The following is a 15037-nucleotide window of genomic DNA, read 5'->3' on the forward strand; positions in this document are numbered from 1 at the left end:
GAATAGACTCAACCTTGGGTGGCGTTGTCACGATCAGACACAGCACTGAAATCCGGAGGTTCGATTGGACACCAAACTCACCACCAAGTCCCAGGAGGCGGTCGCCGCCGCGCTGCAGGCCGCCACGGCTGCCGGCAACCCGCAACTGGAGCCCGCGCACCTGCTCCAGGCCCTGATCGAGCAGGACGGCGGCGTCGCCGCGGCACTGCTGGACGCCGTCGGGGCCGACCGCGCCGCGATCGGTGACCGTCTGCGCGCCATCCTGGTGGCGCTGCCGGCGGCTTCCGGCTCCTCGGTGAACCAGCCGCAGATGTCCCGGTCGCTCGCGACCGGGGTCAAGGCGGCCGGCGATGAGGCGACGGCCCTCGGCGACGCCTACGTGTCGACCGAGCACCTGCTGCTCGGCCTCGCGAAGGACACCGGCGCCGTGGGGGACGTGCTCCGGTCGGCGGGGGCGGATCGCGACCGGCTGCTCGACGCCCTGCCCCGGGTGCGGGGCAGCGCCAAGGTGACCTCGGCCGACCCGGAGGGCACCTACCAGGCCCTGGAGAAGTACGGTCAGGACCTCACCCAGGCCGCCCGCGAGGGCAAGATCGACCCGATCATCGGCCGGGACGCGGAGATCCGCCGGGTCGTCCAGGTGCTGTCCCGGCGCACCAAGAACAACCCGGTCCTGATCGGCGAGCCCGGCGTCGGCAAGACGGCGGTCGTCGAGGGCCTGGCCCAGCGGATCGTGGACGGCGACGTACCGGACTCGCTGCGGGACAAGCGGCTGATCGCTCTCGACCTGTCCGCCATGGTCGCCGGCGCGAAGTACCGGGGCGAGTTCGAGGAGCGGCTCAAGGCCGTCCTCGACGAGATCAAGGCCTCCGACGGCGAAGTGGTCACCTTCATCGACGAGCTGCACACCGTGGTGGGTGCGGGCGCGTCGGAGGGGTCCATGGACGCCGGCAACATGCTCAAGCCGATGCTCGCCCGCGGCGAGCTGCGGATGGTCGGCGCCACCACCCTCGACGAGTTCCGTGAGCACATCGAGAAGGACCCGGCGCTGGAGCGCCGGTTCCAGCAGGTCTTCGTCGGTGAGCCCTCGGTCGAGGACACGGTCGCCATCCTGCGCGGCATCGCGCCCAAGTACGAGGCGCACCACCAGGTCACGATCTCCGACGGCGCCCTGGTGGCGGCCGCACAGCTGTCCGACCGGTACATCCCGGGCCGGCAGCTGCCGGACAAGGCGATCGACCTGATCGACGAGTCCGCCTCCCGGCTGCGCATGGAGCTCGACTCCTCGCCGATCGAGATCGACGAGCTCCGCCGCGCCGTAGACCGTCTCAAGATGGAGGAGTCCTACCTGTCCGAGTCGGACGACGAGGCCTCCCAGGCCCGCCTCGACAAGCTGCGGGCGGATCTCGCCGACCGCTCCGAGGAACTCGCCGCGCTGAACGCCCGGTGGGAGTCCGAGAAGGCGGGACACAACCGCGTCGGGGACCTGAAGTCGCGCCTGGATGCCCTGCGCACCGAGGCCGAACGGGCCCAGCGTGAGGGTGACCTGGAGAACGCGTCCCGCCTGCTGTACGGGGAGATCCCCGCGATCCAGCGCGACATCGCCCAGGCCGAGGCCGCCGAGGCTGCGGACTCGGCCGCGGACACCGAGCCGATGATTGCCGATCGCGTCGGACCGGAGGAGATCGCGGAGGTGGTGGCCGCCTGGACCGGGATCCCGACCGGACGGCTGCTCGAGGGCGAGTCGCAGAAGCTGTTGCACATGGAGGACGTGCTGGGGGAGCGGCTGATCGGTCAGCGGTCCGCCGTTCGCGCCGTCTCCGACGCGGTGCGGCGCTCCCGGGCGGGCATCTCCGACCCCGACCGTCCGACCGGGTCGTTCCTGTTCCTCGGCCCGACCGGAGTTGGCAAGACCGAGTTGGCGAAGTCCCTGGCCGACTTCCTCTTCGACGACGAGCGCGCGATCGTGCGGGTGGACATGAGCGAGTACTCCGAGAAGCACTCGGTGGCCCGTCTCGTCGGTGCCCCGCCCGGGTACGTAGGCTACGAGGAGGGTGGGCAACTCACCGAGGCCGTGCGGCGCCGGCCGTACTCCGTGGTGCTCCTGGACGAGGTCGAGAAGGCGCACCCAGAGGTGTTCGACATCCTCCTACAGGTGCTCGACGACGGGCGGCTCACGGACGGTCAGGGGCGCACCGTGGACTTCCGGAACGTGATCCTGGTGCTCACCTCGAACCTCGGCTCCCAGTTCCTGGTGGACCCGGGCCTGTCCGACGACGCGAAGCGCGAGGCGGTCATGTCCGCGGTGCGCGCCTCGTTCAAGCCCGAGTTCCTGAACCGGCTCGATGAGGTGGTCATCTTCGACGCGCTCACCGTCGCCGAGCTGGGCGAGATCGTGGACCTGCAGGTCGCGCGGCTCGCCGACCGGCTGGCCGAGCGCCGGCTCGACCTCGAGGTGACCTCCGCGGCCCGGGAGTGGCTCGCGCTGGAAGGGTACGACCCGGCCTACGGGGCGCGCCCGCTGCGCCGGCTGATCCAGCGGCAGATCGGCGACCCGCTCGCCAGGATGCTGCTCGCGGGGGAGATCGACGACGGCGACCGGGTCGCCGTGGACGTCTCCGACGACTTCGAGCGGGCCGGCCTGGTGCTGCGCGCCGGCTGACCTGCGGTGACGCCGCGATCGGTCAGCCGATCGCGGCGTCACCCGCGGTGAAGCTGCCGGTGAACTCCAGTCCGTCGGTCGCGGTGACCAGGCAGGTCAGCTTGCGGTCCCCGGCGTCCCAGGTGTCCTCGGACGGGTAGAGCGTGTGGTAGCCGATGTGCTCGGTGTCGAAGTCCGAGGGGAGTACCTCACCGATCGCGTCGAAGCAGAAGTCGTCCGCACGGCTCTGGAAGTCGTCGGAGAACTCCGAGTCCTCGACGAGTTGCTCGGCGACGACCTCGAAGCCGTGCGGATCGGCGCACGGGACCTGGTCGAGCAGCCGGTTCTCGTTGTAGTCCAGCGTGAACAGGCAGTTGCCGGGGACGAGGTCGACGTCGGCGATCTCGGTGGGCTCGGACACGTCGTTCGGGTTCGCCTCGGTGCCGCCACCACCGCTGCTCAGCCCGCGCACCACGAAGAACCCGACCACCAGCAGGACCACGACGCCGATCGCGATGCCGATGATGGCTCCGGTGTTCCTGGTCGACGGCGGCGTCGGACCGCCGTAGTAGCCGGATCCGCCGGGCTGGCTGTAGCCGCCGAAGCTCGGTTGCGAGGCCTGGCCGTACCCGGACTGGGGCGGGGCGCCGAACCCGGTCTGGGGCGGCTGCTGCCCGTAGGTGGGCGCCGAGCCCGGACCGTAGCCGCCGGGTGGTGGCTGTTGCCCGTAGCCGCCCGGTTGGGGCTGCTGCCCGTACCCGCCCTGCTGCGGGGGCTGCTGGCCGTAGCCGGGTTGCTGCCCGTACCCGGGCTGCTGACCCTGCTGCTGGTAGGGATCCCACGAGGTGCTCATGATGCGAACTTTAGGCGCTGCGGACGCGCCCGTCACACGTGTCTCATGGGCACTTCGGCCCATTTTCGCGCCACCGGTGCCCCGGTGCCGACGGTCGGAGCCGGCTCAGTTGACGAGGTCGCCCTCGAACGGGCCGGTCGCGCCGCGCACCAGGCAGATCACGGTGGTGTTGCCCTGTTGCCAGCCGTCGGCACTCGGGGCCAGGTGCCACGGGACGACCTCGACATCGCCGGCGTCGAGCGCCTCGGCGTCGGCGTCGCACAGCTCGGTCGCCTCGGTGGCCACCGCCTCCGGGCCGGGGAAGTCCCCGGTGAGTTCATGGGTGGCGGTCACCTGCGCGATGTGGGCCTCGGCGCACGGCACCAGTCGCACTTCACCGACGGACTGCGAGGGCGGCAGCGTGTAGATGCAGTTGCCCTCGGCCAGGTTCGCCGAGGCCACGTTGCGGGCGGTCTCCACGTCTCCGGCGACGGGGCGCTCGGTGGCTCGCGCGACCGTCCCGTTCAGTGTGAGCGTGACGGCGACCAAGGCCCAGGCGACCGTGAACAGACCACCGAGAACGATCCCGGTCCAGGCCAGGTTCATGCTCCGGCGACGGGTGCGCCGCACGCGCGGTCGCGCGAGCAGGCCCAGCACCAGGCCGACGGGGCCGAGGGGTGAGGTGGCGACGCTCGCGACCGCCATCGGTTCGAGCTTCTGCTTCTCGAAGGCCGGGAAGGTGAACTGCCCGTAACCGCCGCTGCCGGTCGGCTGCGGGCCGGGGTTCGGTGCCGGGCGGCTGCCGTAGGGGCTCTGCCCACGGGGCTGCGCCGGTGCCTGCGGTCCCGCGTGTGGGATGGGAGGGATCACGGCGCCGGGTGCGCCGCCCGGCTCCGGGAAGTGGTAGCCGCCCTGCTGTGGCGCGTATCCGCCCTGCTGTGGCGGCTGCCCGCCTTGCTGTGGCGCGTATCCGCCCTGCTGTGGCACGTATCCGCTCTGCTGTGGCGCGTACCCACCTTGCTGTGGCGCGTACCCACCGCCCTGTGGTGGCGCATACCCACCCTGCGGCGGTGCCTGACCGCCCGGTGCCGGTACGGCTACGCCGGACGACGGAACGGGCCCGCCCGGGGCCGCCGGCGCCGACGGGCCGCCCGGGTTCCCCCAGCCCGAACCCGGGTCGGCCCACCCGCTCGGCTTCGCCGTCGGGTTCGCGCGCCCGGCAGCGCCGTCGGGAGCGTCCGCCCTCGGGCCGTCGGGCCATGGCGGGGTCTGCGTCATGGACCGACCTTAACGTCCCCGGCGCCGGGGCGGACCACCGCTCGCTCGCACGGTCACAGGGTCGGCGGGTCCAGTTCCAGCACCACCGGCACGTGGTCCGAGGCGCCCTTGCCCTTGCGCTCGTTGCGGTCCACCGCGACGCCGCGCACCCGCTCCGCGAACCCCGTCGACGTCAGCGCGAAGTCGATCCGCATGCCCTCGTTCCGGGGGAACCGGAGCCGCTGGTAGTCCCAGTACGTGTACACCTGCGGCAGGTGCGCGCGGGTCACCTCGGCGAAGCCGGCCGCCTCGATCGCGGCGAACGCGGCCCGCTCGGGTGGGGAGACGTGGGTGGCGCCCTCGAACACGGACATGTCCCAGACGTCGTCGTCCCGGGGCGCGACGTTCCAGTCGCCGACCAGAGCGATCATCGCGGCGGGGTCGGCGGTCAACCATCCCGTGCCCGCCTCGCGCAGCGCGGCCAGCCAGGCGAGCTTGTACTCGTAGTGCGGGTCGCCGAGGGTGCGCCCGTTCGGGACGTAGAGACTCCAGATCCGCAGCCCCGCGCAGGTGGCCCCGATCGCGCGGGCCTCGACTCCTGCGGGATCGCCCCAGCCGGGCTGCCCGGGGAAGGCGCGGTGCACGTCGGTCAGCCCGACCCGGGACGCGATCGCGACCCCGTTCCACTGGTTCAGCCCGTGATGGGCCACCTCGTATCCGAGGGCCTCGAACGGCAGGTACGGGAAGGCATCGTCGGCGCACTTGGTCTCCTGCATCGCCAGCACGTCGGTGCCGGAGCGCTCCAGCCAGGCGGTGACCCGGTCCAGCCGGGCCCTGATCGAGTTCACATTCCAGGTCGCCACTCGCACGCCCTCACCGTATCCGTCGGGGCCGACGCCGCGGTGCGCCGATACGATGGCGCCCGTGACCACCGACACCACGCCCAAACAGCGACTGGCCGAACTCGTCAACGAACTGGCCGTGGTGCACGGCCGAGTCACCCTGAGCAGCGGCCGCGAGGCCGACTACTACGTCGACATGCGCCGGGCCACCCTGCACCACGAGGCGGCACCACTGATCGGGCACCTGCTCCTGGACGTCCTCGAGGAGGCGGGCTTCGGCCCCGGGGAGATCGACGCCGTCGGCGGACTGACCCTCGGAGCCGACCCGGTGGTATGCGCGGTCCAGCACGCCGCGGCCAGCCGGGGCCTCGCGCTCGACGCGTTCCTGGTCCGCAAGGAGGCCAAGGGACACGGCATGAAGCGACAGGTCGAGGGGCCGGACGTGGCCGGGCGCCGGGTGGTGGTCCTGGAGGACACCTCCACCACCGGCGGCAGCGCCCTGACCGCGGTGGCCGCGGCGCGTGAGGCCGGCGCGGAGGTGGTGGCGGTGGCGTCGATCGTGGACCGGGACACCGGTGCCCGCGAGGCGATCGACGGGGCAGAACTGCCCTATCTCTGGGTGCTCTCGGCAGCCGATCTGGGACTCGCGCCCCAGTAGTATCGACCGCACGGGGGCCGCACAGGTACCTCGCCGCGGAAGGGGCGGACCCCTTCCGGCATCGACGAGTACAGGAGGTGAGCGCCATGGATGCAGGCCTGATCGTCATCCTCATCGTGGTTGCCCTGATTCTGATCGTGGTCATCTGGGCGGTGGCGACCTACAACGGGTTCGTCCGGCTCCGGAACCTGGTGCAGGAGGCCTGGCGTCAGATCGACGTCGAGCTGCACCGGCGCTATGACCTGATCCCGAACCTGATCGAGACCGTGAAGGGCTACGCAGCCCACGAGCGCGCCGTCTTCGACGAGGTCACCCGCGCCCGCGCCGCGGCCGCGACGCCCGGGGCCACGCCGGCCCAGCAGGCCGTCCAGGAGGACCAGCTCTCGAACGCGATCGGCCGGCTGTTCGCCGTCGCCGAGGCCTACCCGCAGCTGCGGGCGGCCGAGAACTTCACCCAGCTCCAGAACGAGCTGACGAACACCGAGGACCGGATCGCCGCGGGCCGCCGGTTCTACAACGCGAACGTGCGGGACCTGAACACCAAGGTCGAGACGTTCCCGCCCAACATCATCGCGAGCATGTTCAAGTTCTCCCGCGCGGAGTACTTCGAGGTCACGGACCCGGCCGTGCGGACCGCGCCGCGGGTGTCCTTCCAGGACACCCAGGGCAACGTCGGCCAGTACAACCAGAACACCCCGGCCCCGCAGCCGCGCCCGACCGACTCGCCCGTGCAGCCAGGCACCCAGCCCGGCGGTCCCGGTGCCCCGGGTCAGGGTGGGTCGAGCGGCTACCAGCCGAACAGTTACCAGCCCGGCCAGCCGTTCCAGCAGGGCCCCGGCCAGGGTGGTCAGTACCCCGGCCAGGGCGGCAGCTACCCCGGCCAGGGCGGTCAGCCCCCGCAGCGCTGACCCGATCGCAGCACGGAACGCCCCAGCACCCGCGCGGTGCTGGGGCGTTCGCCGTCCCAGCGACCCGGGCCCGCCGTGGTGAGGGTGCTGTTGTGGCTGCCACTTGCGCTCTCTCGAGCCCGGCGTCCGCGAGTCATCCGTGGTGAGGGTGCTGTTGTGGCTGCCACTTGCGCTCTCTCGAGCCGGATCTGTGCCGGCTAGAGCTCGCCGATCAGGTCGGCGATCCCGTCGTGCACCGCGCTCGGCCGGAACGGGTAGCCCTCGACCTCGGCCCGCTTCGTCGATCCGGTCAGTACCAGGTACGTGCGCAGGCCCGCCTCCATCCCGGCCACGATGTCGGTGTCCATCCGGTCCCCGATCATCGCGGTGTGCTCGGAATGGGCCTCGATCCGGTTCATCGCGGTCCGGATCATCACAGGGTTCGGCTTGCCGACGAAGTACGGCTTGCGTCCGGTCGCGGCCGTGATCATCGCGGCCACGGACCCGGTGGCCGGCAGCGGGCCCTCCGCGGACGGGCCCGTCACGTCCGGGTTCGTGGCGATGAACCGGGCACCGGCGGCGACCAGCCGGATCGCCCGCGTGATGGCCGAGAACGAGTAGGTGCGGGTCTCCCCGAGCACGACGTAGTCCGGGTCGGTGTCGGTCAGGGTGTACCCACGCTCGTACAGCGCCGTGGTCAGCCCGGCCTCGCCGATCACGTAGGCGCTGCCGCCCGGGATCTGATCGGCCAGGAACGTCGCCGTCGCGAGCGCCGAGGTCCAGATCGAGGACTCCTCGACCTCGATCCCGGAGACGCGCAGCCGGGCGGCCAGGTCGCGCGGGGTGAAGATCGAGTTGTTCGTGAGGATCTGGAACGGGACCTGCTTCTGGCGCAGGGTGGCGATGAACTCGGGGGCGCCCGGCAGGGCCGACTCCTCGTGGACGAGCACGCCGTCCATGTCGGTCAGCCAGGCGGTGATCGGTTCGGTCATCTCGGTGCTCCTTGCGCGCGTGGCCGGCCTGCCCCCAGCGTAGGCGGTGGAACAGGCCTCCGTGCGCCGAGGCAGGGCCTCCCGCACGAACCGGGAGGACCTGCCCTCGGTGCGGACCGCCTCGGGCGCGGGCCGGCCTGGCAGCCGAGGCATACTGCCTCACGTGGAGGAGAACGGAGGGGTCGGCGTCGGCCCGTGGCCCGGCGGACCGGAGCACTGGCCCGACGACCCGCGGCTGGACCCGGAGCTGCTCGCCGCCGGGGACGCCCGCAACGTCGTGGACCGCTACCGGTACTGGCGCCTGGAGGCGATCGTCGCGGACCTGGACACCCGCCGGCACCCGTTGCACGTCGCGATCGAGAACTGGGGCCGTGACTTCAACATCGGCTCCGTGGTCCGCACCGCGAACGCGTTCGCGGTCGCGCAGGTGCACATCATCGGGCGACGGCGGTGGAACCGTCGCGGGGCGATGGTCACCGACCGCTACCAGCACCTGCGCCACCACGAGGACATCGAGGCCTTCGCCGTCTGGGCGGCGACCGAGGGCGTCCCGATCGTCGGGGTGGACAACATCGAGGGGTCCGTCCCGATCGAGGGTCGGACCCTGCCCCGGGCGTGCGTGCTGTTGTTCGGTGAGGAGTCGCAGGGGCTGACGCCGGCCGCGCAGGAGGCCAGCGACGTGATCGTGCACATCACCCAGTACGGCTCCACCCGGTCCATCAACGCCGGCGCCGCGGCCGCCGTCGCGATGCACCAGTGGATCCTCCAGCACGCCCGCTGACGCCCCACCCGACCGCGCGCCCGGCCGAGCGTCCACGCACGGGGCGCGACCGCCGTCGGGCATGGGATCCGTGGGAGACTTCAGCGACAGCAGAAATCAAGACACAGGAGAGACCATGGGCATCGCCACCCCCGAGGTATACGCCGAGATGATCGATCGGGCGAAGGCCGGCAAGTTCGCCTACCCCGCCGTGAACGTCACCTCCTCCCAGACCCTGACCGCCGCGCTGCAGGGCTTCGCCGAGGCCGAGAGTGACGGCATCATCCAGGTGTCCGTCGGCGGTGCCGAGTACGCCTCCGGCTCCACCATCAAGGACCGCATCGCCGGCTCGCTCGCCCTGACCGCCTACGCCGCCGAGGTCGCGAAGAACTACCCGGTGACCGTCGCGCTGCACACCGACCACTGCGCCGAGGGCAACCTGGACAGCTGGGTCCGCCCGCTCCTGGCGATCGAGGCCGAGCAGGTCAAGGCCGGCAAACTGCCCTCGTTCCAGTCGCACATGTGGGACGGCTCCGCCGTGCCGCTGGACGAGAACCTGGTCATCGCCGAGGAGCTGCTCGAGCTCTCCCAGGCCGCCCGCACCATCCTCGAGATCGAGGTCGGCGTGGTCGGTGGCGAGGAGGACGGCGTCTCCCACGAGATCAACGACAAGCTCTACACGACGGTCGAGGACGGTCTGGCCACGGTCCGCGCGCTCGGCACCGGCGAGAAGGGCCGCTACCTGACCGCCCTCACCTTCGGCAACGTGCACGGCGTATACAAGCCGGGCGCCGTGAAGCTCCGCCCGGAGATCCTGGGCGAGATCCAGCAGGCGGTCGGCGCCGAGGTGGGCAAGGAGAACCCGTTCGACCTGGTCTTCCACGGCGGCTCCGGCTCCACGGCCGACGAGATCGCCCTGGCCGTGGACAACGGTGTCATCAAGATGAACATCGACACCGACACCCAGTACGCGTTCACGCGCCCGGTGGTCGGCCACATCTTCAGCAACTACGACGGCGTGCTGAAGGTCGACGGCGAGGTCGGCAACAAGAAGGCCTATGACCCGCGGGCCTGGGGCAAGCTGGCCGAGGGTGGCATGGCGGCCCGCATCGTCGAGGCCGCGCAGCAGTTGCGTTCGGCAGGTCAGAAGCTGAGCTGAGGGCCTCCGCCCTCGATCCCTCGTCGGTCGGCCCGTTCGCGCCGTCCGGCGGGGGATCTCGTCGTTCGGTGGCCGACGGCGCAGCATCCGCCGAGCGGGGCGGGTCGCGTTCGGCGGCCGGTCAGGCCGGTTCCGGCGGGGGCGCCGCGGAGTTCGTGGCCGCGGGGGCGGGCTCGTCGGTGTCGACGACGTCCACCATCTCCCCGATCCGGGTCACCTCGAGCAGGAAGCGGACCACGTCCGGCGGCTTGATCATGGTGAGCCGGCCGGGGGTCCGGCTCGCCAGCCTGGCCAGCAGCGCGATCCCGGAGGAGTCCATGAACGTGACGTGACGGGTGTCCACCTGGACCGGGAGTCCGGCCGCCTCGGCGTCGGCGACAGCCTCCGTCAGGTCGGCGTTCAGAGACAGGTCGATCTCGCCGGAGAGGATCAGGCGGGTGCATTCGGACTCGAGGAGGGCGTGTACCGACCCACCGTGATCGGGCACCGAAGACGGCGGGCTGCCCGGGCTGTTAGCGTCTGCCACACATGCCTCCTCAGGCTGTATAGGGACGGGCTCACACTCGCCGTCCGCCGACAGGTCACACCGTAGACGATGGAGGATGCAGGTGACGAATATCCCGTCCCCGGCCGAGGATGTGGAGGTGAGTTTCGGATCGCCGTCAGGGACTCGCACACGGCAGGTGGCCGGTGGCCGGGACGTGGCCGAGCGTCGGCTCACCGCGGCCCGGGCCGTGGCCGCCGAGACCGTGCTGAACGGCGATCACGCCGTCGTCGTGATCGGTGTGACCAGCAACGGGCCGGAACTGACGTGGATGAATCCGGCGTTCGAGCGGGCCAGCGGGTACAGCCTCGCCGAGGCCAAGGCGCGTGACGGGGACATCCTGAGCCCCGGCTACCGGTCGGTGGTGCTGGCCCGGCTGGCCGAACATGCGATGGACCGCGAGCCGTTCCCGATGACCCTGCCGACGTTGCGTCCGGACGGCGAGGAGGTGGCCGTGCCCGTGATGATCACTCCGCACTTCGATGGGCGGGACTCGCTGGACTTCTTCGTTGCCGTGCAGTTCGGCGCGCTCGAGCCGGTCGCCACTCCGTCGCCGGACCTCGGCTACCACTCGAGGCACGCTCTGGAGACCGTTGCCCGGGTCTCCGATATCTTGTCGCAGGTCGGTGACGACCAGGTGCTGGACGCCATCGGTCGACTGCTCACGCGACACCTGTACCCCTGGTGCGGTTTCTTCGCCGACGACGGTGTCCTCACGCCGATCAGCGGCCTCGCCGGTGGCGTGGCCGCCGGGCAGCGGCCGCCGGGGCGGGCGGTGGCCGATCAGGACGATCCCGTCGGCCGGCTGCTGGGGGCCACCTTGATGCGGCGCGTCCGCATCGGCGTTGACTCGGTGGAGTCGGCCGGCAGTCCGAGCGCGCAGCTCGTCGAGCACGCCCGCGCGGCGCTCGGCGGAACGCTCGCTCCGGGCGGTGAGCTGCTCGTGCTCCCGCTGCTCGGGCGGGGCCGGACCCTCGGGGTCATGGCGGTGGTTCAGCGTGGGGTCGGCGATGACCAGGAGGAGTCCGAGACCGTCCTGGAACTCGTCGCCCGCCGGGTCGGGCTCGCGATGGACCACTCCCGGCTGTACGAGGCCGAGCACCGGGTCGCCGAGGCCCTGCAGCGGGCGATGCTGCCCGAACAGGACCAGGTCGACGGACTGGACGTGTGGACGTACTACGCGCCCAACGCCGAGCACGCGCAGGTGGGCGGGGACTGGTTCGACGTGGTCCACCTGGACGAGCGCACCGTCGCGACCGTGGTGGGGGACGTGGTCGGCCATGACGTGGAGGCGGCCGCCTCGATGGGCCAGCTGCGGTCCGTGGTGCGAGCGTTCGCGACGGAACTCATCGACCCCGGGACCGTGCTCACGAAGGTGGACGGAATCCTCGAGGGCATGCGGATACCGCGGCCGGCATCCCTGGTCTACGCGACGCTCACGCCGGCCGATGAGGAGACCGGCACCTGGGTGCTCGACTACACCCGCGCGGGCCACCTGCCCGGGTTGTTGATCAGCGGGGGCGAGGTCCGCGACCTCGATGGCGCCCCCGGCCGGCTGATGGGGTTCGGAGGGGCCGAACGCGAGACGGCGACGGTCCGGGTCCGTCCCGGTGACGTCGTGATGTTCTACACCGATGGACTGGTCGAGCGCCGGTCCCGGACGATCCAGGACGGTGTGCAGCTGGTGCGCGGCATCCTGCAGGAGGCGGCGGCCGCCGCGACCGGCGCCGCCGATGTGGGCGAGGCGCTGCTGCGCAGGCTGTCCGAGCCGCCCGAGGATGACATCGCCGTCGTCATCATCCGGCTCCCGGAGCCGACCGGCCCGGCGGGGGCGCGGAGCCCGAGGCAGGCGCGCTGGCGCCTCTCGTCGGACACCGACTCGGTGCGCATGGCTCGGCGGCTGACCGTCAGTACCTGCGAGCTCTGGGGGGTGGCCAACGCCGGTGCCGCGGAGCTGGTGGTCGCCGAGCTGGTCTCGAACGCGGTTCTGCACGGGTGGGGCTCGGTGGTCCTGAGTCTGAAGGATCCGGGGGACGGCCTCCGGATCGAGGTGGAGGACGGCAACCCCGTCCCCCCGACCTCGCTCGAGGTGCACCCCGCGCGGGTCGGCGGCTATGGCATGCGCATCGTCACTCGGCTGGCCGACTGGGGCTGGCGCCCGTCGGGGGCCGGCAAGGTCGTGTGGGCGCGGATGCGCCAGGAGATCCCGGAAGGCCTCCTCTAGGGCGCTAGCACCGGTGGGTGGCGTCGATCTCGAACAGGTCGATGGCCCCCGTCACGCTGAGCACGAACATGTCGCGGTCGCTGGCGCCCCGCAGGACCGTGGTGCCGCCGCGGCGCCGGACCCGGTCGGCGAGGGTGATCAGCCAGGTCGCCCCGCTGGAGTCCATGAAGCCCATCCCGCAGACGTCCAGGACGAGTCGTTCGGAGTCGAGCTGACCAGCCCGGCGCAGGGCCGCCGGAGCGCTCTCGCTCGCGGACAGGTCAAGATCGCCTGTCACGGTGACGAGCGCCTCGGACGCCGAGGCCGACACATCGATCACGCCGGACCTCCCGTCCCGCTCTCGTGCGAGGGTAGTTGCGGTACCGGTGACCCGCATGTCGAGCCCGGCCCACGCCGTCGGGACCGGCCGGGCCTGGTGATACGCGAGTGGTGCGAGACTGGACCCCATGGCCGAGAATCTGCTGGGTGGCCCCGCGCCCACCCTCCTGCCCGCCGACCACCCCGACGTCGCGGCGCGTGCCGCGCTCGCGGCAGGCGAGGACCTGCGCGCCGTCGCCGCCCGCCTGCCCGCCGCCAGCTACGCCTGGGGCATGCTGGCCCGCGAGGCCCTCGCCGCCGGCGACCCGGTCGCCGCCTACGCCTACGCCCGCACGGGCTACCACCGGGGCCTGGACGCGTTGCGCCGGTCCGGCTGGAAGGGCCACGGGCCGATCCCCGCCGACCACGCACCGAACCAGGGTTTCCTGATCGCGCTGCTCGCGCTCGCGGACGCCGCCGAGCAGATCGGGGAGACCGAGGAGGCGCAGCGGTGCCGGACGTTCGCGGACGACTCGGACCCGGCGGCACGCTCCCTCTGATCCCAGTAACCTAGCCGGGGGCCCGATACGCGGTTCCGCGACGAAAGGGACTCTTCGATGCCAGCGGTGGTGGTCCTCGGCGCCCAGTGGGGCGACGAAGGCAAGGGCAAGGCGACCGACCAACTCGGTTCGCGGGTGGATTACGTCGTCAAGTTCAACGGCGGCAACAACGCCGGCCACACCGTGGTGGTGGGCGACGAGAAGTACGCCCTGCACCTGCTCCCCTCTGGGATCCTCTCACCCGGCTGCGTGCCGGTCGTCGGCAACGGCGTGGTCGTGGACCTGGAGGTCCTGTTCGAGGAACTCGAGGCGCTCACCTCCCGGGGCGTCGACGTGTCCCGGCTCCTCATCTCCTCGAGCGCACACGTCATCCCCAGCTACAACCGGACGCTGGACAAGGTCACCGAGCGGTTCCTCGGCAAGCGCCAGATCGGCACCACCGGCCGTGGCATCGGCCCCACCTACGCGGACAAGATGAACCGCGTCGGGATCCGCATCTCGGACCTCTTCGACGAGAAGATCCTGCGGGAGAAGGTCGAGGGCGCCCTGACCCAGAAGAACCAGATCCTGGTCAAGATCTACAACCGGCGGGCCGCGGACGTCGACGCCGTCACCGCCGAGCTGCTCTCCTACGCCGACCGGGTCCGCCCGATGGTCGCCGACACCTCACTCGTCCTCAACCAGGCGCTCGACGCCGGCAAGACGTTGGTGTTCGAGGCCGGCCAGGCCACCATGCTCGACGTGGACCACGGCACCTATCCGTTCGTGACCTCCTCCTCGGCCACCGCCGGCGGGGTGTGCACCGGTGCCGGGATCGGCCCGAGCCGGGTGGACCGGGTGGTCGGCGTCATCAAGGCCTACACCACCCGCGTCGGCGAGGGCCCCTTCCCGACCGAGCTGCACGACGACCTGGGCGAGCACCTGCGCAAGACCGGCGGCGAGTACGGCGTGACCACCGGCCGCCCACGCCGCACCGGCTGGTACGACGCCGTCATCGCCCGGTACTCCGGCCGGGTCAACGGCCTCACCGACCTGGTGCTGACCAAGCTCGACGTGCTCACCGGGCAGGAGAAGGTTCCGGTCTGCGTGGCCTACGACGTCGACGGGGTGCGCCACGACGAGATGCCCGTGGACCAGTCCGCGTTCCACCACGCGAAGCCCGTCTACGAGGAACTGGACGGCTGGTGGGAGGACATCTCGCACTGCCGCACGTTCGAGGAGCTGCCGGTCAACGCCCAGCGCTACGTGCTCGCCCTGGAGGAGATGTCCGGCACCCGGATCTCCTCCATCGGCGTCGGCCCGGACCGTGAGGCCACGATCGTCCGCCACGACCTCCTCGACTGAAGCGTCCGGCCCGGACGGCGGGCTCGCCTCGGGCCCCGAC

At 71.5% G+C, this 15037-nt stretch carries 14 protein-coding genes; 8 read left to right on the forward strand and 6 right to left on the reverse strand.

What is annotated here, in order from left to right; all coding sequences use genetic code 11:
* Nucleotides 1–64 precede the first annotated feature (64 nt).
* Complete coding sequence (gene clpB, locus EXU48_RS02640; protein ID WP_133105997.1) at nucleotides 65–2662, forward strand: ATP-dependent chaperone ClpB; 2598 nt, start codon at nucleotides 65–67, stop codon at nucleotides 2660–2662.
* A gap of 22 nt (nucleotides 2663–2684) precedes the next feature.
* On the opposite strand, the gene EXU48_RS02645 is transcribed toward clpB, so the two are convergent.
* From EXU48_RS02645 to EXU48_RS02655, 3 genes are all read right to left on the reverse strand, one after another.
* A complete protein-coding gene (locus EXU48_RS02645; protein ID WP_133105998.1) occupies nucleotides 2685–3494 on the reverse strand; it encodes a septum formation family protein in 810 nt (269 codons plus the stop codon).
* Nucleotides 3495–3599: 105 nt separating this feature from the next.
* Nucleotides 3600–4751, reverse strand: a complete 1152-nt coding sequence (locus EXU48_RS02650) for a DUF4190 domain-containing protein (RefSeq protein ID WP_133105999.1) — start codon at nucleotides 4749–4751, stop codon at nucleotides 3600–3602.
* Between the two features lie 53 nt (nucleotides 4752–4804).
* Nucleotides 4805–5599: an exodeoxyribonuclease III gene (locus tag EXU48_RS02655; protein WP_133106000.1), complete on the reverse strand. Its 795-nt coding sequence runs from the start codon at nucleotides 5597–5599 to the stop codon at nucleotides 4805–4807.
* Between the two features lie 46 nt (nucleotides 5600–5645).
* On the opposite strand from EXU48_RS02655, the gene pyrE reads away from it, so the two are divergent.
* Nucleotides 5646–6230 (forward strand): orotate phosphoribosyltransferase, encoded by a 585-nt coding sequence (gene pyrE / locus EXU48_RS02660; RefSeq protein ID WP_207947588.1) that lies wholly within the window; start codon nucleotides 5646–5648, stop codon nucleotides 6228–6230.
* An 86-nt stretch (nucleotides 6231–6316) separates the two neighbouring features.
* Nucleotides 6317–7138: a LemA family protein gene (locus EXU48_RS02665; protein WP_133106002.1), complete on the forward strand. Its 822-nt coding sequence runs from the start codon at nucleotides 6317–6319 to the stop codon at nucleotides 7136–7138.
* A gap of 197 nt (nucleotides 7139–7335) precedes the next feature.
* Here EXU48_RS02665 and EXU48_RS02670 read toward each other — a convergent pair whose 3' ends face one another.
* Entirely contained in the window at nucleotides 7336–8109 is a 774-nt protein-coding gene (locus EXU48_RS02670) for an HAD-IIA family hydrolase (protein ID WP_133106003.1), read from the reverse strand.
* A gap of 163 nt (nucleotides 8110–8272) precedes the next feature.
* On the opposite strand from EXU48_RS02670, the gene EXU48_RS02675 reads away from it, so the two are divergent.
* On the forward strand, nucleotides 8273–8890 hold the full coding sequence (locus EXU48_RS02675; protein WP_235856800.1) for a TrmH family RNA methyltransferase: 618 nt from the start codon (nucleotides 8273–8275) through the stop codon (nucleotides 8888–8890).
* 115 nt (nucleotides 8891–9005) lie between these two features.
* Nucleotides 9006–10028, forward strand: a complete 1023-nt coding sequence (gene fbaA, locus EXU48_RS02680; RefSeq protein WP_133106004.1) for a class II fructose-bisphosphate aldolase — start codon at nucleotides 9006–9008, stop codon at nucleotides 10026–10028.
* Nucleotides 10029–10149: 121 nt separating this feature from the next.
* Here fbaA and EXU48_RS02685 read toward each other — a convergent pair whose 3' ends face one another.
* Complete coding sequence (locus EXU48_RS02685; RefSeq protein ID WP_133106005.1) at nucleotides 10150–10554, reverse strand: STAS domain-containing protein; 405 nt, start codon at nucleotides 10552–10554, stop codon at nucleotides 10150–10152.
* 82 nt (nucleotides 10555–10636) lie between these two features.
* Here EXU48_RS02685 and EXU48_RS02690 point away from each other — a divergent pair, with 82 nt between their 5' ends.
* Nucleotides 10637–12796 carry an ATP-binding SpoIIE family protein phosphatase gene (locus EXU48_RS02690; RefSeq protein WP_165962661.1) on the forward strand — a complete coding sequence of 720 codons (2160 nt, stop codon included), beginning with the start codon at nucleotides 10637–10639 and terminating at the stop codon, nucleotides 12794–12796.
* Nucleotides 12797–12800: 4 nt separating this feature from the next.
* Here EXU48_RS02690 and EXU48_RS02695 read toward each other — a convergent pair whose 3' ends face one another.
* Nucleotides 12801–13115 (reverse strand): STAS domain-containing protein, encoded by a 315-nt coding sequence (locus tag EXU48_RS02695; RefSeq protein WP_133106007.1) that lies wholly within the window; start codon nucleotides 13113–13115, stop codon nucleotides 12801–12803.
* Between the two features lie 127 nt (nucleotides 13116–13242).
* Between EXU48_RS02695 and EXU48_RS02700 the strand changes: the two genes are divergently transcribed.
* Together EXU48_RS02700 and EXU48_RS02705 are read left to right on the forward strand one after the other, a co-directional pair.
* Entirely contained in the window at nucleotides 13243–13653 is a 411-nt protein-coding gene (locus EXU48_RS02700) for a DUF3151 domain-containing protein (RefSeq protein ID WP_133106008.1), read from the forward strand.
* A gap of 57 nt (nucleotides 13654–13710) precedes the next feature.
* Entirely contained in the window at nucleotides 13711–14997 is a 1287-nt protein-coding gene (locus EXU48_RS02705; RefSeq protein ID WP_133106009.1) for an adenylosuccinate synthase, read from the forward strand.
* Nucleotides 14998–15037: the final 40 nt, after the last annotated feature.

Source organism: Occultella glacieicola (genome assembly GCF_004353825.1).
Lineage (GTDB): Bacteria > Actinomycetota > Actinomycetes > Actinomycetales > Beutenbergiaceae > Occultella > Occultella glacieicola.

What these genes read in the sequence shown, in the direction of transcription:
- EXU48_RS02645 (WP_133105998.1), bottom strand. Translation starts at nt 3,494, where the DNA reads ATGAGCACCTCGTGGGATCCCTACCAGCAGCAGGGTCAGCAGCCCGGG.
- EXU48_RS02650 (WP_133105999.1), bottom strand. Translation starts at nt 4,751, where the DNA reads ATGACGCAGACCCCGCCATGGCCCGACGGCCCGAGGGCGGACGCTCCC.
- pyrE (WP_207947588.1), top strand. Translation starts at nt 5,646, where the DNA reads ATGGCGCCCGTGACCACCGACACCACGCCCAAACAGCGACTGGCCGAA.
- EXU48_RS02665 (WP_133106002.1), top strand. Translation starts at nt 6,317, where the DNA reads ATGGATGCAGGCCTGATCGTCATCCTCATCGTGGTTGCCCTGATTCTG.
- EXU48_RS02670 (WP_133106003.1), bottom strand. Translation starts at nt 8,109, where the DNA reads ATGACCGAACCGATCACCGCCTGGCTGACCGACATGGACGGCGTGCTC.
- fbaA (WP_133106004.1), top strand. Translation starts at nt 9,006, where the DNA reads ATGGGCATCGCCACCCCCGAGGTATACGCCGAGATGATCGATCGGGCG.
- EXU48_RS02700 (WP_133106008.1), top strand. Translation starts at nt 13,243, where the DNA reads ATGGCCGAGAATCTGCTGGGTGGCCCCGCGCCCACCCTCCTGCCCGCC.
- EXU48_RS02705 (WP_133106009.1), top strand. Translation starts at nt 13,711, where the DNA reads ATGCCAGCGGTGGTGGTCCTCGGCGCCCAGTGGGGCGACGAAGGCAAG.